Annotated in this window: 18 protein-coding genes; 11 read left to right on the forward strand and 7 right to left on the reverse strand. The window is 47.4% G+C overall.

The window, feature by feature from the left end; all coding sequences use genetic code 11:
• The first annotated feature begins 63 nt into the window (after window positions 1-63).
• Window positions 64-4,827 (forward strand): AVAST type 4 anti-phage nuclease Avs4, encoded by a 4,764-nt coding sequence (avs4, locus tag A7Z06_RS00300; protein ID WP_105279299.1) that lies wholly within the window; start codon window positions 64-66, stop codon window positions 4,825-4,827.
• Window positions 4,828-5,364: 537 nt separating this feature from the next.
• On the opposite strand, the gene A7Z06_RS00315 is transcribed toward avs4, so the two are convergent.
• Window positions 5,365-6,186 (reverse strand): abortive infection system antitoxin AbiGi family protein, encoded by an 822-nt coding sequence (locus A7Z06_RS00315; protein WP_001272931.1) that lies wholly within the window; start codon window positions 6,184-6,186, stop codon window positions 5,365-5,367.
• A gap of 405 nt (window positions 6,187-6,591) precedes the next feature.
• On the reverse strand, window positions 6,592-6,873 hold the full coding sequence (locus A7Z06_RS00320; RefSeq protein WP_000224317.1) for a YjcB family protein: 282 nt from the start codon (window positions 6,871-6,873) through the stop codon (window positions 6,592-6,594).
• A gap of 447 nt (window positions 6,874-7,320) precedes the next feature.
• Here A7Z06_RS00320 and A7Z06_RS00330 point away from each other — a divergent pair, with 447 nt between their 5' ends.
• Window positions 7,321-8,907 (forward strand): EAL domain-containing protein, encoded by a 1,587-nt coding sequence (locus A7Z06_RS00330; RefSeq protein WP_000019888.1) that lies wholly within the window; start codon window positions 7,321-7,323, stop codon window positions 8,905-8,907.
• A gap of 2 nt (window positions 8,908-8,909) precedes the next feature.
• Here the strand turns inward: A7Z06_RS00330 and soxS are convergent, their stop codons facing one another.
• Window positions 8,910-9,233: a superoxide response transcriptional regulator SoxS gene (gene soxS, locus A7Z06_RS00335; protein ID WP_000019357.1), complete on the reverse strand. Its 324-nt coding sequence runs from the start codon at window positions 9,231-9,233 to the stop codon at window positions 8,910-8,912.
• An 85-nt stretch (window positions 9,234-9,318) separates the two neighbouring features.
• On the opposite strand from soxS, the gene soxR reads away from it, so the two are divergent.
• The 3 genes from soxR (at window position 9,319) to A7Z06_RS00360 (ending at window position 13,480) form a co-directional block, all read left to right on the forward strand.
• Complete coding sequence (gene soxR / locus A7Z06_RS00340; protein ID WP_000412428.1) at window positions 9,319-9,783, forward strand: redox-sensitive transcriptional activator SoxR; 465 nt, start codon at window positions 9,319-9,321, stop codon at window positions 9,781-9,783.
• A 547-nt stretch (window positions 9,784-10,330) separates the two neighbouring features.
• Window positions 10,331-11,680, forward strand: a complete 1,350-nt coding sequence (gene ghxP / locus A7Z06_RS00355; protein ID WP_000106864.1) for a guanine/hypoxanthine transporter GhxP — start codon at window positions 10,331-10,333, stop codon at window positions 11,678-11,680.
• A gap of 150 nt (window positions 11,681-11,830) precedes the next feature.
• Window positions 11,831-13,480: a Na+/H+ antiporter gene (locus A7Z06_RS00360; protein WP_000402198.1), complete on the forward strand. Its 1,650-nt coding sequence runs from the start codon at window positions 11,831-11,833 to the stop codon at window positions 13,478-13,480.
• A gap of 35 nt (window positions 13,481-13,515) precedes the next feature.
• Here A7Z06_RS00360 and A7Z06_RS00365 read toward each other — a convergent pair whose 3' ends face one another.
• Window positions 13,516-14,400, reverse strand: coding sequence for a LysR family transcriptional regulator (locus A7Z06_RS00365; protein WP_000354952.1), 885 nt, complete (start codon window positions 14,398-14,400; stop codon window positions 13,516-13,518).
• 103 nt (window positions 14,401-14,503) lie between these two features.
• On the opposite strand from A7Z06_RS00365, the gene A7Z06_RS00370 reads away from it, so the two are divergent.
• Together A7Z06_RS00370 and A7Z06_RS00375 are read left to right on the forward strand one after the other, a co-directional pair.
• On the forward strand, window positions 14,504-14,914 hold the full coding sequence (locus tag A7Z06_RS00370; protein WP_000109436.1) for a CidA/LrgA family protein: 411 nt from the start codon (window positions 14,504-14,506) through the stop codon (window positions 14,912-14,914).
• Window positions 14,907-15,596, forward strand: a complete 690-nt coding sequence (locus A7Z06_RS00375; RefSeq protein ID WP_000181102.1) for an LrgB family protein — start codon at window positions 14,907-14,909, stop codon at window positions 15,594-15,596. The genes A7Z06_RS00370 and A7Z06_RS00375 overlap by 8 nt, the downstream gene beginning before the upstream one ends.
• A gap of 38 nt (window positions 15,597-15,634) precedes the next feature.
• Here the strand turns inward: A7Z06_RS00375 and actP are convergent, their stop codons facing one another.
• The 3 genes from actP to acs all read right to left on the reverse strand — a co-directional run bounded on the left by actP (window position 15,635) and on the right by acs (window position 19,729).
• Window positions 15,635-17,284, reverse strand: a complete 1,650-nt coding sequence (actP, locus tag A7Z06_RS00380) for a cation/acetate symporter ActP (RefSeq protein WP_000832546.1) — start codon at window positions 17,282-17,284, stop codon at window positions 15,635-15,637.
• Entirely contained in the window at window positions 17,281-17,595 is a 315-nt protein-coding gene (locus tag A7Z06_RS00385; RefSeq protein ID WP_001296646.1) for a DUF485 domain-containing protein, read from the reverse strand. The genes actP and A7Z06_RS00385 overlap by 4 nt, the downstream gene beginning before the upstream one ends.
• A gap of 175 nt (window positions 17,596-17,770) precedes the next feature.
• Complete coding sequence (gene acs / locus A7Z06_RS00390; protein WP_000078202.1) at window positions 17,771-19,729, reverse strand: acetate--CoA ligase; 1,959 nt, start codon at window positions 19,727-19,729, stop codon at window positions 17,771-17,773.
• 393 nt (window positions 19,730-20,122) lie between these two features.
• Here acs and nrfA point away from each other — a divergent pair, with 393 nt between their 5' ends.
• From nrfA to nrfD, 4 genes are read left to right on the forward strand one after another with little or no spacing between them, the layout of a single operon-like run.
• On the forward strand, window positions 20,123-21,559 hold the full coding sequence (gene nrfA, locus A7Z06_RS00405) for an ammonia-forming nitrite reductase cytochrome c552 subunit (RefSeq protein ID WP_000196872.1): 1,437 nt from the start codon (window positions 20,123-20,125) through the stop codon (window positions 21,557-21,559).
• 45 nt (window positions 21,560-21,604) lie between these two features.
• A complete protein-coding gene (nrfB, locus tag A7Z06_RS00410) occupies window positions 21,605-22,171 on the forward strand; it encodes a cytochrome c nitrite reductase pentaheme subunit (RefSeq protein WP_010344836.1) in 567 nt (188 codons plus the stop codon).
• The gene (gene nrfC / locus A7Z06_RS00415; RefSeq protein WP_000220269.1) at window positions 22,168-22,839 is read left to right on the forward strand and encodes a cytochrome c nitrite reductase Fe-S protein; all 672 of its coding nucleotides are present in this window, start codon (window positions 22,168-22,170) and stop codon (window positions 22,837-22,839) included. The genes nrfB and nrfC overlap by 4 nt, the downstream gene beginning before the upstream one ends.
• A complete protein-coding gene (gene nrfD / locus A7Z06_RS00420; protein WP_105279301.1) occupies window positions 22,836-23,792 on the forward strand; it encodes a cytochrome c nitrite reductase subunit NrfD in 957 nt (318 codons plus the stop codon). The genes nrfC and nrfD overlap by 4 nt, the downstream gene beginning before the upstream one ends.
• Window positions 23,793-23,800: the final 8 nt, after the last annotated feature.

A 23,800-nucleotide genomic window follows, 5' to 3' on the forward strand; every position in this document is an offset into this window, starting at 1 on the left:
GATATCGAGGGTGCATTTCTCTGTGTAGGGGCAGTTATTTACAAAAAATAGGGGAATAATTAAATGGTCAAACCAAACTGGGATAACTTTAAAGCTAAATTTAATGAGAATCCTCAAGATAATTTTGAGTGGTTTTGCTACTTATTGTTCTGTCAAGAATTCAAAATACCCGCAGGTATATTTAGATATAAGAATCAATCTGGTATCGAAACTAATCCAATAACCAAAGATAATGAACTTATCGGTTGGCAATCTAAATTCTATGACACAAAATTGTCGGATAACAAAGCTGATCTTATAGAAATGATTGGGAAAAGCAAAAAGGCTTATCCAGGATTAAGTAAAATCATTTTCTATACTAATCAAGAGTGGGGGCAGGGGAGAAAGTCTCATGAGCCTGAAGACGATAAGAACGCTGATAATTATTTTGAAACTGTCGGAAATAGTAACGATCCCAAAATAAAAATTGAAGTTGATCAGAAAGCATATGAGTCGGGTATCGAAATAGTATGGAGAGTTGCTAGTTTTTTTGAATCACCGTTTGTAATAGTTGAGAATGAAAAGATTGCAAAACATTTCTTCTCCCTTAATGAAAGCATCTTTGATTTATTAGAAGAAAAGCGCAAGCACACAGAAAATGTTTTATATGAAATTCAAACCAATATAGAGTTCAAAGACAGAAGTATTGAAATTGACAGACGACATTGCATTGAACTTCTACATGAGAATCTAGTTCAGAAAAAAATTGTCATCGTCAGCGGAGAAGGTGGGGTTGGAAAAACAGCAGTTATCAAAAAAATTTATGAAGCTGAAAAACAATGCACTCCTTTCTATGTCTTTAAGGCTAGTGAGTTTAAAAAAGACAGCATTAATGAGCTATTCGGTGCGCATGGCTTAGCCGATTTCTCTAATGCTCATCAAGACGAATTACGTAAAGTCATAGTCGTAGATTCTGCTGAAAAGCTTTTAGAATTGACCAATATCGATCCTTTTAAAGAATTCCTGACTGTTTTAATAAAGGATAAATGGCAGGTTATTTTCACAACCCGTAACAACTACTTGGCAGATCTGAACTATGCTTTCATAGATATTTATAAGATAACTCCTGGAAACTTAGTAATAAAGAACCTTGAACGCGACGAGCTAATAGAGTTATCTGATAATAATGGATTTAGCCTTCCTCAAGATGTTCGATTATTAGAACTAATCAAAAATCCATTTTATCTAAGTGAATATCTGAGGTTCTATACCGGTGAAAGCATCGATTATGCGAGCTTCAAAGAAAAGCTCTGGAATAAGATTGTCGTCAAAAATAAACCTTCTCGGGAGCAGTGTTTCTTAGCGACTGCTTTTCAGCGGGCTAGTGAGGGCCAATTTTTTGTCTCTCCGACATGTGATACTGGAATTTTAGATGCGTTAGTTAAAGACGGAATTGTCGGCTATGAAGCTGCTGGTTACTTCATTACACATGATATATATGAGGAATGGGCATTAGAAAAGAAAATTTCCGTCGATTATATCCGTAAAGCGAACAATAACGAGTTCTTCGAAAAGATAGGAGAATCACTTCCTGTTCGCCGTAGTTTTCGGAATTGGATATCTGAACGATTACTTTTAGATGACCAGTCCATAAAGCCTTTTATCGCAGAAATAGTCTGTGGAGAAGGAATATCAAAATTTTGGAAAGACGAGTTATGGGTAGCTGTCCTTCTTTCCGACAATTCAGGCATATTTTTTAATTACTTTAAACGATATTTACTTAGTAGTGACCAGAATCTTTTAAAAAGACTTACTTTCTTATTGAGGCTTGCTTGCAAGGACGTTGATTACGATCTGCTTAAACAGTTAGGTGTAAGTAATTCAGATCTACTTTCCATTAAATATGTTCTTACTAAGCCTAAGGGAACTGGTTGGCAGAGTGTGATCCAATTTATCCATGAAAATTTAGATGAAATTGGGTTCAGAAATATTAATTTTATACTTCCAGTGATTCAAGAGTGGAATCAAAGAAACAAAGTGGGTGAAACGACTCGATTATCTAGTTTGATAGCCCTAAAATATTATCAATGGACTATAGATGAGGATGTCTATTTATCCGGAAGGGATAATGAGAAAAATATTCTGCATACGATTCTTCATGGGGCGGCCATGATTAAACCTGAAATGGAAGAGATTTTAGTTAAGGTTCTAAAAAATAAGTGGAACGAGCACGGTACCCCATATTTCGATCTTATGACCTTAATCCTTACTGACTTAGATTCACATCCGGTTTGGGTATCTCTCCCGGAATATGTTCTACAATTGGCAGATCTGTTCTGGTATCGGCCACTTAAAGAAAAAGGCGAACGTTATCACCATATGGATATTGAAGATGAGTTCGGTCTATTTAGGTCTCATCATGACTATTATCCAGAAAGTCCATATCAGACTCCTATATATTGGTTACTACAATCACAGTTCAAAAAAACAATAGACTTTATTCTTGATTTTACGAACAAGACAACGATATGTTTTGCCCACTCCCGCTTTGCTAAAAACGAAATTGAAGAAGTCGATGTCTTTATTGAAGAAGGAAAGTTTATAAAGCAATATATATGCAATCGTCTGTGGTGCTCATATCGAGGAACACAGGTCTCTACCTACTTACTTTCATCAATTCATATGGCATTGGAAAAAATTTTTCTTGAGAATTTTAAAAATGCAGACTCGAAAGTGTTGGAAAGTTGGCTTCTCTTTTTGTTGAGAAATACCAAGTCAGCTTCTATCTCCGCAGTAGTTACTAGTATTGTACTTGCATTCCCTGAGAAGACATTCAATGTAGCTAAAGTACTATTCCAGACAAAGGATTTCTTCCATTTTGATATGAATCGAATGGTTCTAGACAGAACACATAAAAGTTCATTAATCTCCCTCAGGGATGGCTTTGGCGGTGCAGATTACAGAAACTCTTTGCACGAAGAAGATAGAATTAAAGCTTGCGATGATGTGCATAGAAATACTCATCTTGAAAATCTTGCCTTGCATTATCAAATTTTCAGAAGTGAAAATGTAACGGAGAAAGATGCCATAGAAAGGCAACAAGTGCTATGGGATATTTTCGACAAATACTATAATCAGCTTCCAGATGAAGCTCAAGAAACTGAAGCCGATAAGACGTGGAGGCTCTGCTTGGCAAGAATGGATCGGCGAAAGATGAATATAACTACTAAGGAGAAAGATGAAGGGATTGAGATATCATTCAATCCTGAGATTGACCCAAAACTAAAGCAATATAGTGAGGAAGCAATAAAGAAAAATTCCGAGCATATGAAGTATATGACGCTGAAGCTATGGGCAAGCTATAAAAGAGAAAAGGATGAACGTTATAAGAATTATGGAATGTATGAGGACAATCCGCAAATTGCGATACAAGAGACCAAAGAAATAATAAACAAGCTTAATGAGGAGGAGGATGAAGATTTCCGACTATTAAACAGTAATATACCAGCAGACGTTTGTTCTATATTACTATTAGAGAATTTTAATCAGCTGAATAATGAAGAGAGAGAATACTGTAAAGATATTGTTCTAGCGTATTCTAAACTTCCGTTGAAGGAAGGCTATAATTATCAGGTGCTAGATGGAACAACCTCGGCAATTTCAGCCTTACCTGTGATTTATCATAATTATCCAGTCGAAAGGGAGACTATAAAAACAATATTACTTTTGACACTGTTTAATGACCACTCTATTGGAATGGCAAGTGGGCGCTACTCAGTATTTCCTAGTATGGTGATTCATAAATTATGGCTATACTATTTTGATGATATGCAGTCTCTATTGTTTGGTTTTTTGATTTTAAAGCCAAAATATGTAATCCTTTCAAGAAAAATCATTCATGAAAGTTATCGTCAAGCAGACTATGACATTAAAAAAATAAATATTAATAAGGTGTTTTTAAATAACTATAAGCATTGCATATCAAATGTCATCGATAATAAAATATCTATAGATGATTTGGGAGGTATCGATAAAGTTGATCTGCATATTTTGAACACGGCTTTCCAATTAATTCCAGTTGATACTGTCAATATTGAACATAAGCAATTGGTTTCCTTAATTGTTAAAAGATTTTCTACAAGCCTATTGTCAAGTGTTCGAGAAGATAGAGTTGATTACGCTCTTCGGCAGTCTTTCTTGGAAAGATTTGCCTACTTTACGCTTCATGCGCCCGTGAGCGATATTCCTGATTATATAAAACCTTTTCTTGAAGGTTTCAACGGTTCAGAGCCTATTTCAGAGTTATTTAAAAAATTTATTCTCGTCGAAGATAGATTAAATACTTACACCAAATTTTGGAAGGTTTGGGATTTGTTTTTTGATAAAGTGGTTACTTTGTGCAAGGATGGAGATAGGTATTGGTATGTAGATAAAATTATAAAAAGTTACCTTTTTGCTGAATCTCCATGGAAAGAAAATTCAAATGGTTGGCACACATTTAAAGATAACAATAGTCAATTCTTTTGCGATGTATCTAGGACTATGGGTCATTGCCCTTCAACTGTATATTCTCTTGCCAAATCATTGAATAACATTGCCAGTTGCTATCTTAATCAAGGTATAACCTGGCTTTCAGGAATATTGTCGGTTAATAAAAAGTTATGGGAAAATAAATTGGAAAATGATACTGTTTATTATTTGGAATGTTTGGTTAGGCGGTATATCAACACTGAGCGTGAGAGAATTAGACGAACCAAACAGTTGAAAGAAGAGGTCTTAGTAATATTAGATTTTTTGGTAGAGAAAGGATCGGTTGTTGGTTATATGTCACGGGAAAATATTCTGTGATGTAGTTGAAAATAATAGTTTTAATGAGAGTTTTTCCAATTTAGGCTCCAAGGATTGGAGCCTTTTATTATCGAAAAGATTAATATTTTATAAGTCAATCAGTAAAACGCAGCAAAGCTCGTTGCTCTTGAATGTTCACTCCGTGATGAATTCTTTGATTACCACAAAAATAACAAGAACAAGCACAAGGGGGGCAGTAAATTTTCCCTACAACTTTTTCAGTTTTAGCCAACACAATTCGATATGTTTTTCTCTTAGATTTTAACCGAGATATATGATGACGACGCCATGCCCGATTTCTAACCATTTCCATTCACTCCAATTTTCTACCGCGGTGTTATACCGCGCCCGTATCAATCTTTGGAGTTCGATATCGACCTGACCTTTCATGAATACCTCGGTATTTATCAATAAAGTGAGTGCTATATCATAGCTTATGGGATGAAAGTTTGCTAATTGGCACTTTTCAGCTTTAGGTAAAGTTGTCCTCAAGAAAGCTAATTTCTTGTTTATTAATGAAATTTCTATGTAGAAGTGTTAAAAATCTTGTTTTACCTTATCCATCGTTAAAACTTTACTTATTATATAAGGATCATAATTTCTTATACTCATAAGGCAAGTTATCAATTTGGAAATGTGGCTATCATCAGGAACAAGTATATATTTAATGTCATCGAAAGAAAAACTAATACCAAATTCAGAGAACTTTTTACTTAAGACGGCCTTCTGGTTAGGTTCCACCACTCGCTCTAAATTTAGGCTAGGCCATAAATCGCCAACAAATGGATGCGGTACATATCTCCATTCTTTTTCGTCAGCGTAGATATAATTCTCAATGGGTTTTTCGTTCGTCCTTTCTAATTTTCCTTTATAATTTTTCATATAACGTAATAAATTATAAAGGTCAGCGTACTCTTCTTTAAGGCTTTCAAAATACTTACGCTCTTTATTATCAGGGATATGCCTTTTCGACCATAGAGGAATTAACGCATCCTTTAGTTTTCTAATTCTTTTATTATACTTTGAAAATAATTCACTGCCTTGATTCATGTATAGAACAGGATGGAGATCATTTTTCTCAGCCCATTCTTTTGTTAACCCAAATCCAAATTCACCATATTTTTCACTATGATCTTTAATCTGAGACAGCTTGATGTCACAGAATGAAACCATTGGTACTGCGAAATTTCTTCTTCCTTTTACTCCGACTATGCGTTCACGGGCAAGGAAAGGTTTAAAATAAAGTTCTGTTAAAATGCTATAGAATGCCTCTTCATTTTTAGTAAAGTGAAACAACGTTGTTGGATGTAAACTATTAACTGCTTGTATAACTGTTTCTTGGTTTTCTATAGCACTCATATATTAACTGTTCCATAGTGTAAAACCTGACTTAGCAAAGGTTATCATAGTTGTCTTTGTACTGTAAGCACACTTGGTTTAGTTCCTCGCACTTTTTGAGATTTCCGGTTTTTTCATCTCTTCCCAATATCTATGCCAGATTGAATCAAAGGTCCGAGCTGGGTCACCAAAAAAGTAAAATTATGCACTTTGATAGTTTATATTTTAACTAAATTCTTAACAGTTCAATCATTCTCTATCTCTTATCTTCTGATAAAAAAGGTTTTTTTTACGATTTATAAGTATCAGGTTATCTGAACCGTTCTGATTTGTCATTAAAACAATAGGTTATATTGTTTTAATGTGGGTGATTAAAGCATCCACCAGCCATAAAAAAGAAGCCTCCGTTATGGAGGCTTCTACATATCAGGTCAAAATCATCGGCCACTGTGGTGGAGTTTGACCCATCCCTTCCACCATCACCGACTCAATGTTGTGCCAGATGGCAGTAATATCGGTCATTGTGATGCCAAGCAACCCCATTGCGAACCAACAGGCGGAAACCACGCCCAGACCGCTACTGATCACTGCCAGCCCGACATAATCAGAGCGCCGGAAACGGATGTTGAGCGTGCTGGCCAGAAACATCAATATGGCGCTAAGAAGCTGCCAGCGAAGGAGAACCACGCCAGTGGTGAGGGTAGCCATCAAACATTTCCTCTGAAAATTACCAAGCCCTGGATAGCACGGCATTACTCACGGGGGGCGTGATACACTCTGGCTATCGCGGGACTTTCAGAACATAAAATGAAACACTTAGTTTGTTTCATAAATTTTTGTGAACTATATCACAATTGCTCGTTTGTTAGCCAGATTATGCTGCTACTTTTATTGCTGCACTAATTATGTGGTTTTTCAGTGAAATCGAGACAATGCATAATAAAGAAATATTTTAACTTCCTGCCTGACCTGCATTTTTTCAGCAAAGCCCTTTTGATATCAGCGAGTTATTTTTATTTAAACAAAGATTATGAAGGTATCAATTTCAAATCAGGCAAAAGTGCTATTTATACCGTAAGATTTATCTAACGTCGTCGGTAGCCAGGGTTTTAACCTTGCAATGACCAGGTATAACCAGGCAGGGAATTGATAGAAATGAGTCATAGTGTGCGACACAAATTGCTGGCGTTGCCGGGTATTATCTTTGTAGTCCTCCTTCCCATCATTCTGTCGCTATGGATCGCCTTTCTTTGGGCTAAAGCGGAAGCGAATAATCAACTTCGTGCTTTTGCCCAGTTGGCACTGGAGAAATCCGAGCTGGTCATTCGCCAGGCAGATTTAGCAAGCGACGATGCGGAACGCTATCAGGGACAAATTTGTACTCCCACTCATCAACAACAAATGTTGAATATTATCCGTGGTTATCTTTATATCAACGAATTGATCTATGCCCACGATAACCTTTTTTTATGCTCAACATTAATGGCTCCCGTTAACGGCTATACGATATCGCCAGCGAACTATAAGCGTGAACCTAATGTCTCAATCTATTATTATCGCGACACTCCTTTTTTTGCCGGTTATAAAATGACCTATATGCAACGAGGAAACTATGTCGCGGTAATTAACCCTTTATTCTGGAGCGAGGTGATGTCTGACGATCCAACGCTGCAATGGGGGGTATATGATACGGTGACGAAAACCTTTTTCTCTTTAAGTAAACAAGCCTCAGCAGAAAAATTCTCACCATTGATTCATCAAAGGGAAATAACCGTACAGCAGAACGGTTATTTATATGCGATAGTCCATTCAACAAAACGTCCCATTGCTGCTATCGTTGCAACCTCCAATCAGCGTATTTTGTCACACTTTTATAATCACCTTGTATTTGCCTTACCGGCAGGCATTATGGGCAGCCTGGTGCTGCTTTTACTCTGGCTGCGTATAAACCAGAAGTACCAGTCACCTAAGCGTAAATTGCAACGTGCCCTCGAAAAACGGCAGCTTTGTCTCTATTACCAACCGATTATTGATATTAAAACGAATAAATGTATTGGTGCTGAGGCATTGCTACGCTGGCCGGGGAATCAGGGACAGGTAATGACGCCAGCAGAGTTTATTCCGCTGGCGGAACAAGAGGGTCTAATTACGCAGGTGACAGATTATGTCATTAATATGGTGTTTGACGATCTCGGTTCCTGGCTGGCAAAACACCCTGAATTATCTACTTCAATTAATTTGTCTGCCTCCGATTTTCATACTTCAAGGGTGATTGCCTTAACTAATCAAAAAATAGAACAATTCACCGTGCGTCCGCAGCAAATTAAATTTGAAGTCACTGAACATGCATTTTTAGATGTCGCCAAAATGACACCGATTATTCTGGCTTTCCGTCAGGCTGGTTACGAAGTGGCGATCGATGACTTTGGTATTGGCTACTCCAACCTGCATAACCTTAACTCATTGAATATTGATATCCTGAAAATCGATAAATCGTTTGTTGAGACGTTGACCACGCATAAAACCAGCCATTTGATTGCGGAACACATCATCGAACTGGCACATAGTTTGGGTCTAAAAACGATTGCAGAAGGGGTGGAAACGGAGGATCAGGTCAACTGGCTGCGCAAACGCGGCGTGCGCTATTGTCAGGGCTGGTACTTTGCAAAGGCGATGCCGCCGCAGGTTTTTATGGCATGGGCAGGGCAATTACCCGCGCATGACGCCATGCGCGGGCAGTAACCCTAGATCCGGTGGCGGTAATCACTGGGAGTGCGATCAAATTGCCGACGGAAAACGCGGGAAAAGGTCTGCTGTGAAACGTAACCCAGATCCATCGCGATATCAAAAATAGGGCGCTCGGTGGTGCGCAGTTCAACGGCAGCCAGTAGCAGTCGGCGTTGACGAATGTAATCGCCAAGCGTCTGATGCGTCACAGTGCGGAACATTCGCTGTAAATACCACTTTGAATAACCTGATTTTTTCGCCACCACATCAATGTTCAGCGGCTGGTCGATATGCTCGTCAATCCATGCGATAAGATCCTGAATAATTTTCTGATGGGACATAAATCTGCCTCTTTTCAGTGTTCAGTTCGTTAATTCATCTGTTGGGGAGTATAATTCCTCAAGTTAACTTGAGGTAAAGCGATTTATGGAAAAGAAATTACCCCGCATTAAAGCCTTGCTTACTCCAGGCGAAGTGGCGAAACGTAGCGGCGTGGCGGTATCGGCGCTGCACTTCTATGAAAGCAAAGGATTGATTACCAGTATCCGCAATAGCGGTAATCAGCGGCGATATAAGCGTGATGTGTTGCGATACGTCGCAATTATCAAAATTGCTCAACGCATTGGCATTCCGCTGGCGACCATTGGTGAAGCGTTTGGTGTGTTGCCCGAAGGGCATACGTTAAGTGCGAAAGAGTGGAAACAGCTATCTTCGCAATGGCGAGAAGAACTGGATCGACGCATTCATACCTTAGTCGCGCTGCGTGATGAACTGGACGGTTGTATTGGCTGCGGCTGCCTTTCGCGTAGCGACTGCCCGTTGCGTAACCCGGGCGACCGCTTAGGGGAAGAAGGCACCGGCGCACGCTTGCTGGAAGATGAACAAAACTAAAGCGCCACAAGGGCGCTTTAGTTTGTTTTCCGGTCTTTGTCTTTCACTCTATCCCGCTGGTACACGGGAGGGTTTCCCCCGACGTCAACACACCTCATTCGAGCACGTGGTGGAGGTTCCGGTTAGTGTTGATACTTTAATTGTATGTCACCGCTGTTTCTTCGCCAGTGCAAAGTGATCCTTTTTAACCGCAATATTTTTGCCATCTTGCGTGATTTTTTACCGTAAACCTTCGCCACAAGTTGCCTACAAATGCCGTAATTTTGCGCATCCACGATAACGTTTGCGCATCAATTGCCTGGTTTTTCATCGTCAACACAAGAAAAGGGAAAAAAGCAGCAAACTTCGGTTGAAAAAGCCGCTATGATCGCCGGATAATCGTTTGCTTTTTTTTACCACCCGTTTTGTATGCGCGGAGCTAAACGTTTGCTTTTTTGCGACGCCCCAGATTGTCGCAAACCTGAAGCAGGAAGAATAACGTTTCGCTGGCAGGGGATTGTCCGCCACGCATCTTGACGAAAAATAAACTCTCAGGGGATGTTTTCTTATGTCTACGCCATCAGCGCGTACCGGCGGTTCACTCGACGCCTGGTTTAAAATTTCACAACGTGGAAGCACCGTCCGTCAGGAAGTGGTTGCCGGGTTAACAACGTTTCTGGCGATGGTCTACTCGGTTATCGTCGTTCCAGGTATGTTGGGTAAAGCGGGCTTCCCGCCAGCGGCAGTTTTTGTTGCAACTTGTCTGGTTGCCGGGATTGGTTCTATCGCGATGGGGTTATGGGCCAATCTGCCGTTGGCTATCGGCTGCGCCATCTCTCTGACGGCGTTTACCGCATTCAGCCTGGTGCTGGGGCAACATATTAGCGTACCTGTCGCGCTGGGTGCCGTGTTCCTGATGGGTGTTCTGTTTACGGTAATTTCTGCCACGGGTATCCGTAGCTGGATTTTGCGCAACTTACCGCACGGCGTGGCGCACGGCACGGGGATTGGTATCGGCCTGTTCTTGCTGCTGATTGCCGCTAATGGTGTCGGTCTGGTGATTAAAAACCCGCTCGACGGTCTGCCCGTTGCGCTGGGTGATTTCGCGACCTTCCCGGTGATTATGTCACTGGTAGGTCTGGCGGTGATCATCGGCCTGGAAAAACTGAAAGTCCCTGGTGGCATTCTGCTGACCATTATCGGTATCTCAATTGTCGGTTTGATCTTCGATCCTAACGTCCATTTCTCTGGCGTTTTCGCCATGCCTTCATTGAGCGATGAGAACGGTAATTCGCTAATTGGTAGCCTGGATATTATGGGGGCGCTGAACCCTGTGGTTCTGCCGAGCGTACTGGCGCTGGTGATGACTGCTGTTTTCGATGCTACCGGAACCATTCGTGCGGTAGCCGGTCAGGCGAACCTGCTGGATAAAGACGGGCAGATTATCGACGGCGGTAAAGCACTGACCACCGACTCCCTGAGCAGCGTTTTCTCTGGCCTGGTCGGTGCGGCTCCGGCTGCGGTATACATTGAGTCTGCGGCGGGTACAGCGGCGGGCGGTAAAACCGGTCTGACGGCAATCACGGTTGGCGTGCTGTTCCTGCTGATTCTGTTCCTCTCTCCGCTCTCTTACCTCGTTCCGGGTTACGCAACAGCTCCGGCGCTGATGTACGTTGGCCTGTTGATGTTGAGTAACGTGGCGAAAATCGACTTTGCTGATTTCGTCGATGCAATGGCGGGTCTGGTAACAGCAGTATTCATCGTGCTGACCTGTAACATCGTAACTGGCATCATGATCGGCTTCGCGACCCTGGTGATTGGTCGTCTGGTTTCTGGCGAATGGCGTAAGCTGAACATCGGTACGGTCGTTATCGCCGTGGCGCTGGTCACCTTCTATGCTGGAGGCTGGGCTATCTAAGCTTTAATAAGATTCTGAAAACGGGTGGCAATGGCTGCCCGTTTTTATTTTCTCCGTACATTGTGTGAGCTTTTGCGATATTCTGAAAAACTGAGAGTCCGGGCATAACGCCTTTCTCAAATCATAAAAAACATTGCAAACAGGGAACGCATGGAAATCTTCTTCACCATACTGATAATGACCCTCGTGGTCTCGCTGTCCGGGGTGGTCACTCGTGTCATGCCCTTTCAGATCCCGCTTCCGCTTATGCAAATCGCCATCGGTGCGCTACTGGCGTGGCCGACGTTTGGTTTGCATGTGGAGTTTGATCCTGAACTCTTTTTAGTCTTGTTTATCCCGCCGTTGCTGTTTGCTGATGGCTGGAAAACACCAACCCGCGAATTTCTCGAACATGGTCGGGAAATATTCGGCCTCGCGCTGGCGCTGGTGGTGGTCACTGTGGTCGGCATTGGCTTCCTTATTTACTGGGTGGTGCCGGGTATCCCGCTGATACCCGCCTTTGCGCTGGCGGCGGTGCTCTCTCCGACCGATGCCGTGGCGCTCTCCGGGATTGTTGGCGAAGGGCGTATCCCGAAAAAAATCATGGGTATTTTGCAGGGCGAAGCGTTGATGAATGACGCCTCCGGCCTGGTGTCGCTGAAGTTTGCCGTGGCAGTTGCGATGGGGACGATGATCTTCACCGTTGGCGGCGCGACGGTTGAATTTATGAAAGTGGCCATTGGCGGTATTCTCGCCGGTTTTGCGGTGAGCTGGCTGTATGGTCGCTCGTTGCGTTTCCTCAGCCGCTGGGGCGGCGATGAACCCGCGACGCAGATCGTATTGCTGTTCCTGCTGCCGTTTGCCTCTTATCTGATTGCCGAACACATTGGCGTTTCCGGCATCCTTGCAGCAGTTGCCGCCGGGATGACCATCACCCGTTCCGGCGTGATGCGCCGTGCGCCGCTGGCGATGCGACTGCGCGCGAACAGCACCTGGGCGATGCTGGAATTTGTCTTTAACGGCATGGTGTTCTTGCTGTTGGGTCTGCAACTACCGGGTATTCTGGAAACGTCGCTGGTTGCGGCGGAAATTGACCCTAACGTCGAAATCTGGATGCTGTTTACTGACATCATCTTGATTTATGCGGCGCTAATGCTGGTGCGTTTTGGCTGGCTGTGGACGATGAAAAAGTTCAGCAACCGGTTCCTGAAGAAGAAGCCGATGGAGTTTGGTTCGTGGACGACACGAGAAATCCTTATCGCTTCTTTCGCCGGGGTGCGCGGGGCAATTACTCTTGCTGGTGTGCTCTCTATTCCTCTGCTGTTGCCGGATGGAAATGTCTTCCCGGCGCGTTATGAGCTGGTGTTCCTGGCGGCTGGTGTCATTCTCTTTTCGCTGTTTGTCGGCGTAGTGATGCTGCCTGTTCTGCTACAACACATTGAAGTCGCAGACCATTCACAACAGTTGAAAGAGGAGCGAATCGCGCGCGCGGCAACCGCTGAAGTGGCAATTGTGGCGATCCAGAAAATGGAGGAGCGTCTGGCGGCGGATACCGAAGAGAATATCGACAACCAGTTGCTCACTGAAGTCAGCTCTCGCGTCATTGGTAATCTGCGCCGTCGCGCCGATGGACGTAATGACGTTGAAAGTTCGGTTCAGGAAGAGAACCTGGAGCGTCGCTTCCGTCTGGCGGCGCTGCGTTCTGAACGCGCTGAACTCTACCACCTGCGCGCCACGCGGGAGATCAGCAACGAAACGCTGCAAAAATTACTGCACGATCTCGATTTGCTGGAAGCGTTGTTGATTGAGGAAAATCAATAATCTGCAGGGTTGGCGGGCTTGCCCGCCAACCCGTCTTACTCTGGCGTTAACCAGTATCCTTCACAACAGGTCAGCCACGCCTGGGCACAGTGGGAAAGGTAAACGCCCTCACGCCAAATCATTCCTAATTTCCAGCGTAGTTCGCTTTCCAGCGGCAGCCATTTTAAGGTGTTTTTATCTAATCGCTGGCAAATGGGTTCCGGCAAAATGGCTATTCCGACACCGGACTGAACCATCGCGGCGAGAAAATCCCATTGTCCGCTGCGAACCGCAATCCTCGGCTTAACGCCATGTTCATCGAATAACGCCATCAATTGCTTACTTAAGGCAAAATCTTCGTTATAGATAAGAAGAGGATGTTCCGCCAGTGTCTCTGGTGAGACGGCATCACGCTCAAGCCATTTACCTGAACGCGGCACCAGAACACAAAGCGGATGACTAAACAGCGATAACGTTGTCAGGCCACTTTCTTCTACTGGCAGGGCGGTCAGTGCCATATCCAGTTCGCCGTTCATTACCGCTTGTTGTACCGTCAGACCACCAAACTCCGAAATCTTCAGTTCCACGCCGGGGTAACGCTGGCGGAACAAGCCAATCGGCCCGGCCATTAACATCCCAACCATCGGCGGGATCCCCAACCGTAAAACGCCGGTTTTAAGCTGATTGATATCGCTAAGCTCAGCTTCCAGTTGCCGAAACTCAGCCAATATAGCCAGCCCGCGCTCAAATACGACGCGACCAGTATCAGTGAGAAGCAGCCGACGACCATCGCGGATCAACAATATACAGTTCAGCTCATCTTCGAGATTCTTCAGCATCTTGCTGATGGTGGGCTGGGTCACAAACAACTTCTCCGCTGCGCGGGTGAAGCTTTGCTGGCGCACGACTTCGACAAAATAACGCAGCGTTCTGATATCCATAACTATTCCCTTTGACTATACCTGCAATGATTTTAATTCATTTCAGTAGCGGCATGAGGCTCTCTATACTTAACGTTCTGTTTTATTTTCAGGATATCCCCTCATGTCCGTGGCGCTTCGCCGCATTACCCCTGCCGTTGTGCAATCTCTTCAGGTATTTGTGCAGGTTGTGCTGTATGCAGGTTTATTTATTTTTGCGCAATATCTCGTCTCCTGGCTGCATTTGCCGCTGCCTGCCAACCTGGTGGGGATGATCCTGATGCTGGCGCTGATTGTTTGCCGCATTATTCCTCTGCAATGGGTACGTGCCGGGGCGCGCTGGTTACTGGCTGAAATGCTGCTGTTTTTTGTTCCTGCCGTGGTGGCGGTGGTGAACTATGCACAACTATTGCTGGTGGATGGTTGGCGTATTTTTGCAGTGATCGCGTTGAGCACGGTGATGGTATTGGGCACGACCGCCTGGGTAGTGGAAAAAGTCTATCGCTATGAAATGCGCAGGTTAAACCGTGACTAATTTTCAGTTAAGTGTGCTTTGTCTGGCGATAACCCTGGTTATCTACTTTCTCAATAAACGTCTTTATCGCCGCTTTCGTAAACTGCCGTTGATGCCTCTGGTGCTGACGCCTGCACTACTGGTTATGCTGCTGGTTTTCGGCAATATTTCCTGGCAAAACTATATTGGCGAAGCGCACTGGCTACTATGGTTATTAGGCCCGGCAACCATCGCCTTTGCGGTGCCGGTGTATGACAATCGGGCGATCATTAAACGTCACTGGATGTCGCTGACGGCGGGCGTACTGACGGCAACGGTGGTGGCAGTGACCAGCTCGGTGTGGCTGGCACGATTATTTACCCTGTCGGATGAGATCCAGCGTAGCCTGGCGGTGCGTTCGGTCACTACACCATTTGCTCTGGCAGCGAGCCAGTCGCTCGGCGGACAGCCTGATCTGGTGGCGTTGTTTGTGGTGGTCACCGGCGTGTTTGGCATGGCGATTGGCGACGTGCTGTTTTTACGTCTCTCGATTCGCGAAGGGATGGCGAAAGGTGCCGGATTTGGCGCGGCGTCTCATGGCGCCGGGACCGCGCGATCGTATGAATTGGGTCAACAAGAGGGCGTGGTTGCCAGTCTGGTCATGATGCTTTCTGGCGTATTAATGGTACTGGTTTCGCCGCTGGTGGCCTGGATGATGTTCTGAAGAAATTCCCCGGTCGCCTGACCGGGGAAGGGTAGAGATTAATGTGCGCGGCCTTGCTCAACGCCAAAGCCTGTCTGGGAACGGATAAACTGCGCACGGAACAGTTCACGCTCACGCGCCCCTTCCGCTGAATTATCGGTTGCCGAGAAGAACCAGATGCCGAGGAATGCCACGGTGATCGAGAACAGCGCCGGGTATTCATACGGGAAGATGGCTTTTTCGTGACCAAGGATCTGTACCCAAATAGTCGGGCCGAGGATCATCAGCACTACAGCGGTAATCAGCCCCAGCCAACCTCCCAGCATCGCACCACGCGTGGTCAGTTTCGACCAGTACATAGAAAGCAGAATGATTGGGAAGTTACAGCTCGCCGCGATGGCAAACGCCAGACCCACCATGAAGGCGATGTTCTGATTTTCAAACAGGACACCGAGGATAATGGCAATCACGCCCAAAATCAGGACGGTGATTTTCGATACCCGCAGCTCTTCACGTTCGGTCGCGCCTTTTTTGAAGACGTTGGCGTAAAGGTCATGCGAAACCGCCGATGCACCTGCCAGCGTCAGACCGGCAACCACCGCGAGGATGGTGGCGAAAGCAACCGCTGAAATAAAGCCGAGGAACAGGTTACCGCCTACCGCATTGGCCAGGTGAACCGCCGCCATGTTGTTACCGCCAATCAGCGCCCCTGCCGCGTCTTTATAGGCCGGATTCGCACCGACCAGCATGATCGCGCCAAAACCGATAATAAAGGTCAGGATATAGAAGTAGCCCATAAATCCGGTGGCGTAGAACACGCTCTTACGCGCTTCACGGGCATCGCTGACCGTAAAGAAGCGCATCAGAATATGCGGTAAGCCAGCCGTACCAAACATCAGCCCCAGCCCCAGCGACAGCGCAGATATTGGATCTTTCACCAGCCCGCCCGGCTTCATGATGTCGACACCTTTCGGGTGCACCGCCATCGCTTCGCTGAACAGATTGTTGAAGCTAAAGCCAACATGTTTCATCACCATAAAGGCCATAAAGCTGGCACCGAACAGCAACAGTACGGCTTTGATAATCTGTACCCAGGTGGTCGCCAGCATTCCGCCGAACAGGACGTACATCATCATCAGTACGCCGACCAGAACCACCGCAATGTGATAGTTAAGGCCAAACAACAGTTCGATCAGTTTACCTGCGCCTACCATCTGGGCGATAAGGTAAAGCGCCACGACCACCAGAGAACCACAGGCCGAAAGAATACGAATCGGCCCTTGTTTCAGACGGTACGAGGCCACATCCGCAAAGGTATAGCGACCGAGGTTACGCAGACGTTCGGCAATCAGGAACAGAATAATTGGCCAGCCCACCAGGAAGCCCAGCGAGTAAATTAAGCCGTCATAGCCGGAGGTAAACACCAGCGCGGAGATGCCCAAAAATGAGGCGGCAGACATATAGTCACCCGCAATCGCCAGCCCGTTCTGGAAACCGGTGATATTGCCGCCTGCGGTGTAGTAGTCATTACGAGAACGTACACGTTTTGACGCCCAGTAGGTAATACCGAGCGTAAACACGACGAAAATCAGGAACATAATAATCGCCTGCCAGTTCGTCGGCTGGCGCTCTACGGCCCCGCTAATAGCATCCGCCGCGTTAGCTGCGAAAGGGAGTGTGGCGGCAAGCGCCGTCAGAACTCTTTTCATGATGCTTGTACCTCATGCAGGACTTCATTATTAAGACGGTCAAATTCGCCGTTCGCCCGCCAGATGTAGATACCAGTGAGAACAAAGGAGATCACAATCACTCCAACACCGACTGGAATCCCGCGTGTGACGCTGGTGTTTGGGTTCAGCGGAGTGCCCAGCCAGCCGGGCGCGAAGGCGATCAGTAAAATAAAGCCGATATAAACTGCCAGCATAATAATCGACAGGATGGTGGCAAACCGTTGCCGTTTTTCGACTAACTCCCTGAAATGCGCATTGTCTTCTATCCGCTGATAAATAGTGCCATTCATCACAGATTCTCCAGAGGTAATGTAGGGATTGTTTTAATTCCCGCTCCCTTATGGGAGAAGGTTATCGCTCAGGTAACCCATTGCCTGATGCGCCGCTGTCGCGTCTTATCCGACCTACAACCGTTGCCGAATGTAGGCCGGATAAGGCGTTTACGCCGCATCCGGCGCTTGAGGGTTACGACGGCATTGCGATAGCCTGCTTCTCTTCAAGCAGCTTCTCGACTACGCCAGGATCGGCAAGCGTCGAGGTATCGCCCAGGTTGCTGGTATCGCCCGCCGCAATTTTGCGCAGAATACGGCGCATAATTTTGCCGGAGCGGGTTTTAGGCAGGGAGTCGGTCCAGTGCAGCACGTCTGGCGTTGCCAGCGGGCCAATCTCTTTACGCACCCAGTTGCGGACTTCTGCGTACAGTTCTGGTGACGGTTCCTCCCCGTGATTAAGCGTGACGTAGGCGTAAATCGCCTGACCTTTAATATTGTGCGGAATACCGACGACAGCGGCTTCGGCTATCTTCGGATGCGCCACCAGCGCCGACTCAATCTCTGCCGTTCCCAGACGGTGACCGGAGACGTTCAACACGTCGTCCACGCGCCCGGTGATCCAGTAATAGCCATCTTCGTCACGACGCGCGCCATCGCCACTGAAATACATATTTTTGAAGGTGGAAAAGTAAGTCTGTTCAAAACGCTCGTGATCGCCAAACAGCGTGCGCGCCTGACCCGGCCAGGAGTCGGTGATCACCAGGCTGCCTTCGGTAGCGCCTTCCAGCGGGTTACCTTCGTTATCGACCAGCGCCGGTTGCACGCCGAAGAACGGACGTGTTGCCGAACCGGCTTTCAGCTCGGTAGCGCCAGGTAGTGGGGTAATCATGAAACCGCCGGTTTCGGTCTGCCACCAGGTATCGACCACCGGACATTTCTCGTTGCCGATCTTCTTCCAGTACCACTCCCACGCTTCTGGGTTAATTGGCTCGCCCACAGAACCAAGAATGCGTAGCGACGAACGATCGGTGCCTTCAATCGCTTTATCGCCTTCCGCCATCAGTGCGCGAATCGCCGTGGGTGCGGTATAGAGAATATTGACCTGATGCTTATCCACCACCTGTGCCATACGGGCAGGCGTCGGCCAGTTCGGTACGCCTTCAAACATCAGCGTGGTTGCCCCGCAGGCCAGCGGACCATACAGCAAGTAACTGTGTCCGGTAACCCAGCCCACATCGGCGGTGCACCAGTAGATATCGCCCGGATGATAATCAAAGACATATTTAAAGGTCAGCGCCGCGTACACCAGATAACCGCCGGTAGTGTGCAGCACGCCTTTCGGCTTACCGGTAGAACCGGAGGTGTAGAGAATAAACAACGGATCTTCGGCGTTTACTTCTTCCGGCTGGTGCTGATCGCTCGCTTGCTCAACCAGGTCGTGCCACCACAGGTCGCGCCCTTCCTGCCAGTCGATTTTCCCGCCAGTACGCTTCAGTACAACCACATGTTCAATGCTGGTGACGTTCGGATTTTTCAGCGCGTCATCGACGTTTTTCTTCAGCGGAATGCTGCGTCCAGCGCGTACACCTTCGTCGGAAGTGATCACCAATCGTGAGTTGGAATCGATAATACGTCCGGCAACGGCTTCCGGCGAGAAGCCGCCGAAAATCACCGAATGCACCGCACCAATGCGGGCGCAGGCCAACATCGCGACTGCGGCTTCCGGCACCATCGGCATATAAATCGCCACCACATCACCTTTTTTAATGCCCAGCTCAAGCAGGGTATTGGCGAAGCGGCAGACGTCGCGGTGCAGCTCTTTATAGCTGATATGTTTGCTCTGGCTGGCGTCATCGCCTTCCCAGATGATAGCAGTGCGATCGCCGTTTTCTTGCAGATGGCGGTCGAGGCAGTTGGCCGCCAGATTTAGCGTGCCGTCCTCGTACCATTTAATGGACACATTACCCGGGGCAAAGGAGGTGTTTTTCACCTTCTGGTAGGGTTTGATCCAGTCGAGAATTTTTCCCTGTTCGCCCCAGAAGGTATCTGGTGCGTTAATAGATTGTTGATACATCGCCTCGTACTGCTGAGGGTTTATCAGGCAACGGTCTGCGATGTTGGCAGGAATGGTGTGTTTGTGAATTTGACTCATGCTTTTGTTCTCCTTGTAGGATGTTAATAATATGTGGCATAAGCGTTAAATGTAGGGGTATTGGCAGTTTTGTTTAGTATTTGGGCGACAGATCACGCAAAAGTAGAATTGTGCAAATAAACGGCAGGGTAATTTTTGAAGGACACCAACAAAAGTTGATTAATTCTTTGAGGAACATGCAGTTATGCATGCTGTTGAAAAAGAGGAAGATACCGACTAACTCTAAAGTGGTATTTTACATGCACTTACAATTGATTAAAGACAACATTCTGAGTGTGGTTATTTGTTACACATAGGGGCGAGCAATGTCATAACAGTGTATGTGCGGTTACTGTTATGAAAAAACAATAAAAACTGCCATTTCCTCAATGGCAAAATTTGGATGAAGCCCCTATGACAAGGATAAAAATAAACGCACGCCGTATCTTCAGCTTATTGATTCCTTTTTTCTTTTTCACTTCTGTTCACGCTGAACAAACGGCCGCTCCCGCGAAACCTGTAACTGTGGAAGCGAAGAATGAAACCTTTGCCCCGCAGCACCCCGATCAATATCTCTCCTGGAAAGCCACCTCGGAACAATCAGAGCGTGTTGACGCACTGGCGGAAGATCCACGTCTGGTGATCCTGTGGGCGGGGTATCCCTTCTCACGCGATTACAACAAGCCGCGTGGACATGCCTTTGCTGTGACCGATGTACGTGAAACTTTGCGTACCGGTGCGCCGAAAAACGCTGAAGATGGTCCGCTACCGATGGCATGCTGGAGTTGTAAAAGCCCGGATGTAGCGCGTCTGATCCAGAAAGACGGTGAAGATGGCTACTTCCACGGTAAATGGGCGCGCGGCGGCCCGGAAATCGTCAACAATTTAGGTTGTGCCGATTGCCATAACACTGCCTCACCAGAGTTCGCCAAAGGCAAGCCGGAGTTAACCCTTTCCCGTCCGTATGCGGCTCGCGCGATGGACGCCATTGGTAAACCTTTTGAGAAAGCCGGACGTTTCGACCAGCAATCGATGGTTTGCGGTCAGTGCCATGTGGAGTATTACTTCGACGGCAAAAACAAAGCCGTTAAATTCCCGTGGGATGACGGCATGAAAGTCGAAAACATGGAGCAGTATTACGACAAAATTGCCTTCTCTGACTGGACTAACTCCCTGTCGAAAACGCCAATGCTGAAAGCGCAGCACCCGGAATATGAAACCTGGAGTGCGGGCATTCACGGCAAAAATAACGTGACCTGTATCGACTGCCATATGCCAAAAGTGCAGAACGCCGAAGGCAAACTCTACACCGACCATAAAATTGGCAATCCGTTTGATAACTTCGCCCAGACTTGTGCGAACTGCCATACCCAGGACAAAGCCACGCTGCAAAAAGTGGTCGCGGAGCGTAAACAGTCGATTAACGACCTGAAAATCAAGGTCGAAGATCAACTGGTTCACGCCCACTTCGAAGCGAAAGCGGCGCTGGATGCTGGCGCGACGGAAGCCGAAATGAAGCCGATTCAGGACGATATCCGTCATGCTCAGTGGCGTTGGGATCTGGCGATCGCTTCCCACGGCATTCATATGCACGCGCCGGAAGAAGGTCTGCGGATGCTTGGCACGGCGATGGATAAAGCGGCGGATGCGCGTACCAAACTGGCGCGTTTGCTGGCGACCAAAGGCATCACCCATGAAATCCAGATCCCGGATATCTCGACCAAAGAGAAAGCCCAGCAGGCCATTGGCCTGAACATGGAACAAATCAAGGCCGAGAAGCAGGACTTCATCAAAACGGTGATCCCACAGTGGGAAGAGCAGGCACGTAAAAACGGTCTGTTAAGCCAATAACCCCCGTTCCGCCTCGCAAGGGGCGGAAAACACAATGGAGTGAATATGAGCGTATTACGTTCGTTATTAACTGCCGGGGTGCTGGCGTCGGGCCTGTTGTGGAGCCTGAACGGAATTACCGCTACCCCTGCGGCGCAGGCATCTGGTGATCGCTACGAAGTTACCCAGCAGCGTAACCCGGATGCCGCCTGTCTGGACTGTCATAAGCCAGACACCGAAGGTATGCATGGCAAACATGCTTCCGTTATCAACCCGAATAATAAATTGCCGGTTACCTGCACCAACTGTCACGGCCAGCCGTCACCGCAACACCGCGAAGGGGTGAAAGATGTGATGCGCTTTAACGAGCCGATGTACAACGTTGGTGAGCAGAACAGTGTTTGTATGTCCTGCCATCTGCCGGAACAGTTGCAAAAAGCGTTCTGGCCGCACGATGTCCACGTGACTAAAGTGGCGTGCGCCAGCTGCCATTCCCTGCATCCACAGCAAGATACGATGCAGACGTTAAGTGACAAAGGACGGATTAAGATTTGCGTCGATTGCCACAGCGATCAGCGCACCAATCCGAACTTTAACCCGGCGTCTGTTCCGTTGCTTAAGGAGCAGCCATGACCTGGTCTCGTCGCCAGTTTCTCACCGGCGTCGGCGTGCTGGCAGCCGTCAGCGGCACCGCAGGACGCGTGGTGGCGAAAACGTTGAATATCAATGGCGTGCGTTACGGCATGGTGCATGACGAGTCGTTATGCATCGGCTGTACCGCCTGTATGGATGCTTGTCGGGAAGTAAACAAGGTGCCGGAAGGTGTCTCGCGCCTGACGATTATTCGTAGCGAGCCACTGGGCGAATTTCCTGATGTGAAATATCGCTTCTTCCGTAAGTCTTGCCAGCACTGCGACCATGCGCCGTGCGTTGACGTCTGCCCGACCGGCGCGTCTTTTCGCGATGCCGCCAGCGGGATTGTCGATGTTAATCCGGATCTCTGCGTCGGTTGTCAGTACTGCATCGCCGCTTGTCCGTACCGCGTGCGCTTTATCCATCCGGTCACAAAGACGGCGGACAAATGTGATTTCTGCCGTAAGACCAATTTACAGGCCGGTAAGCTGCCCGCGTGCGTTGAAGCTTGCCCGACGAAAGCACTGACGTTTGGCAATCTGGACGATCCTAACAGTGAGATTTCGCAACTGCTGCGCCAGAAGCCCTCTTACCGCTACAAGCTGGCGCTGGGAACCAAACCGAAGCTGTACCGCGTACCGTTTAAATACGGGGAGGTGAGTCAATGACGCAGGCTTCCGCATTTCATTTTGAATCACTGGTGTGGGACTGGCCGATTGCCATTTATCTGTTTTTGGTGGGGATTTCTGCCGGGCTGGTGACGCTGGCGGTGTTGCTGCGTCGCTTCTACCCGCAGGCGGGCGGCGCAGACAGTACGTTGCTGCGTACCACGCTGATTGTCGGGCCTGGCGCGGTGATCCTCGGTCTGTTGATCCTCGTCTTCCACCTGACGAGACCGTGGATCTTCTGGAAGCTGATGTTCCACTACAGTTTTACCTCGGTGATGTCGATGGGGGTAATGCTGTTTCAGCTCTACATGGTGGTGCTGGTGCTGTGGCTGGCGAAAATCTTTGAACACGATTTGCTTGCCCTGCAACAACGCTGGTTGCCGAAGCTGGGGATCGTGCAAAAGGTTCTGAACCTGCTGACGCCCGTTCATCGCGGACTGGAAACGCTGATGCTGGTGCTGGCGGTGCTGCTGGGGGCTTATACTGGCTTTCTGCTGTCGGCGCTGAAATCGTATCCGTTCCTCAATAACCCGATCCTGCCGGTGCTGTTCCTGTTCTCCGGCATCTCGTCCGGTGCGGCGGTGGCGCTGATCGCCATGGCGATACGCCAGCGCAGTAATCCGCATTCCACGGAAGCGCACTTTGTTCACCGTATGGAAATCCCTGTGGTATGGGGTGAAATCTTCCTGCTGGTGGCGTTTTTTGTCGGCCTGGCGCTGGGCGATGACGGTAAAGTGCGTGCACTGGTGGCGGCGTTGGGCGGCGGTTTCTGGACGTGGTGGTTCTGGCTTGGTGTCGCCGGGCTGGGGCTGATTGTGCCAATGTTGCTCAAACCGTGGGTGAATCGCAGTTCCGGCATTCCTGCCGTGCTGGCGGCGTGTGGAGCCAGCCTGGTCGGTGTGTTGATGCTGCGTTTTTTCATTCTCTACGCCGGACAGCTGACGGTGGCGTAAACCAGAAA

It is taken from the genome of Escherichia sp. MOD1-EC6819, from assembly GCF_002965765.1.
Taxonomy (GTDB): domain Bacteria; phylum Pseudomonadota; class Gammaproteobacteria; order Enterobacterales; family Enterobacteriaceae; genus Escherichia; species Escherichia ruysiae.

Excerpts from the sequence above, each read along its gene's own strand:
- nrfB (WP_010344836.1), top strand. The coding sequence starts at position 21,605 with ATGAGCGTATTACGTTCGTTATTAACTGCCGGGGTGCTGGCGTCGGGC.
- acs (WP_000078202.1), bottom strand. The coding sequence starts at position 19,729 with ATGAGTCAAATTCACAAACACACCATTCCTGCCAACATCGCAGACCGT.
- soxS (WP_000019357.1), bottom strand. The coding sequence starts at position 9,233 with ATGTCCCATCAGAAAATTATTCAGGATCTTATCGCATGGATTGACGAG.
- A7Z06_RS00315 (WP_001272931.1), bottom strand. The coding sequence starts at position 6,186 with ATGAGTGCTATAGAAAACCAAGAAACAGTTATACAAGCAGTTAATAGT.
- A7Z06_RS00330 (WP_000019888.1), top strand. The coding sequence starts at position 7,321 with ATGAGTCATAGTGTGCGACACAAATTGCTGGCGTTGCCGGGTATTATC.
- A7Z06_RS00320 (WP_000224317.1), bottom strand. The coding sequence starts at position 6,873 with ATGGCTACCCTCACCACTGGCGTGGTTCTCCTTCGCTGGCAGCTTCTT.
- A7Z06_RS00360 (WP_000402198.1), top strand. The coding sequence starts at position 11,831 with ATGGAAATCTTCTTCACCATACTGATAATGACCCTCGTGGTCTCGCTG.
- A7Z06_RS00385 (WP_001296646.1), bottom strand. The coding sequence starts at position 17,595 with ATGAATGGCACTATTTATCAGCGGATAGAAGACAATGCGCATTTCAGG.
- A7Z06_RS00370 (WP_000109436.1), top strand. The coding sequence starts at position 14,504 with ATGTCCGTGGCGCTTCGCCGCATTACCCCTGCCGTTGTGCAATCTCTT.
- actP (WP_000832546.1), bottom strand. The coding sequence starts at position 17,284 with ATGAAAAGAGTTCTGACGGCGCTTGCCGCCACACTCCCTTTCGCAGCT.
- soxR (WP_000412428.1), top strand. The coding sequence starts at position 9,319 with ATGGAAAAGAAATTACCCCGCATTAAAGCCTTGCTTACTCCAGGCGAA.
- avs4 (WP_105279299.1), top strand. The coding sequence starts at position 64 with ATGGTCAAACCAAACTGGGATAACTTTAAAGCTAAATTTAATGAGAAT.
- A7Z06_RS00365 (WP_000354952.1), bottom strand. The coding sequence starts at position 14,400 with ATGGATATCAGAACGCTGCGTTATTTTGTCGAAGTCGTGCGCCAGCAA.
- nrfA (WP_000196872.1), top strand. The coding sequence starts at position 20,123 with ATGACAAGGATAAAAATAAACGCACGCCGTATCTTCAGCTTATTGATT.
- nrfC (WP_000220269.1), top strand. The coding sequence starts at position 22,168 with ATGACCTGGTCTCGTCGCCAGTTTCTCACCGGCGTCGGCGTGCTGGCA.
- nrfD (WP_105279301.1), top strand. The coding sequence starts at position 22,836 with ATGACGCAGGCTTCCGCATTTCATTTTGAATCACTGGTGTGGGACTGG.
- ghxP (WP_000106864.1), top strand. The coding sequence starts at position 10,331 with ATGTCTACGCCATCAGCGCGTACCGGCGGTTCACTCGACGCCTGGTTT.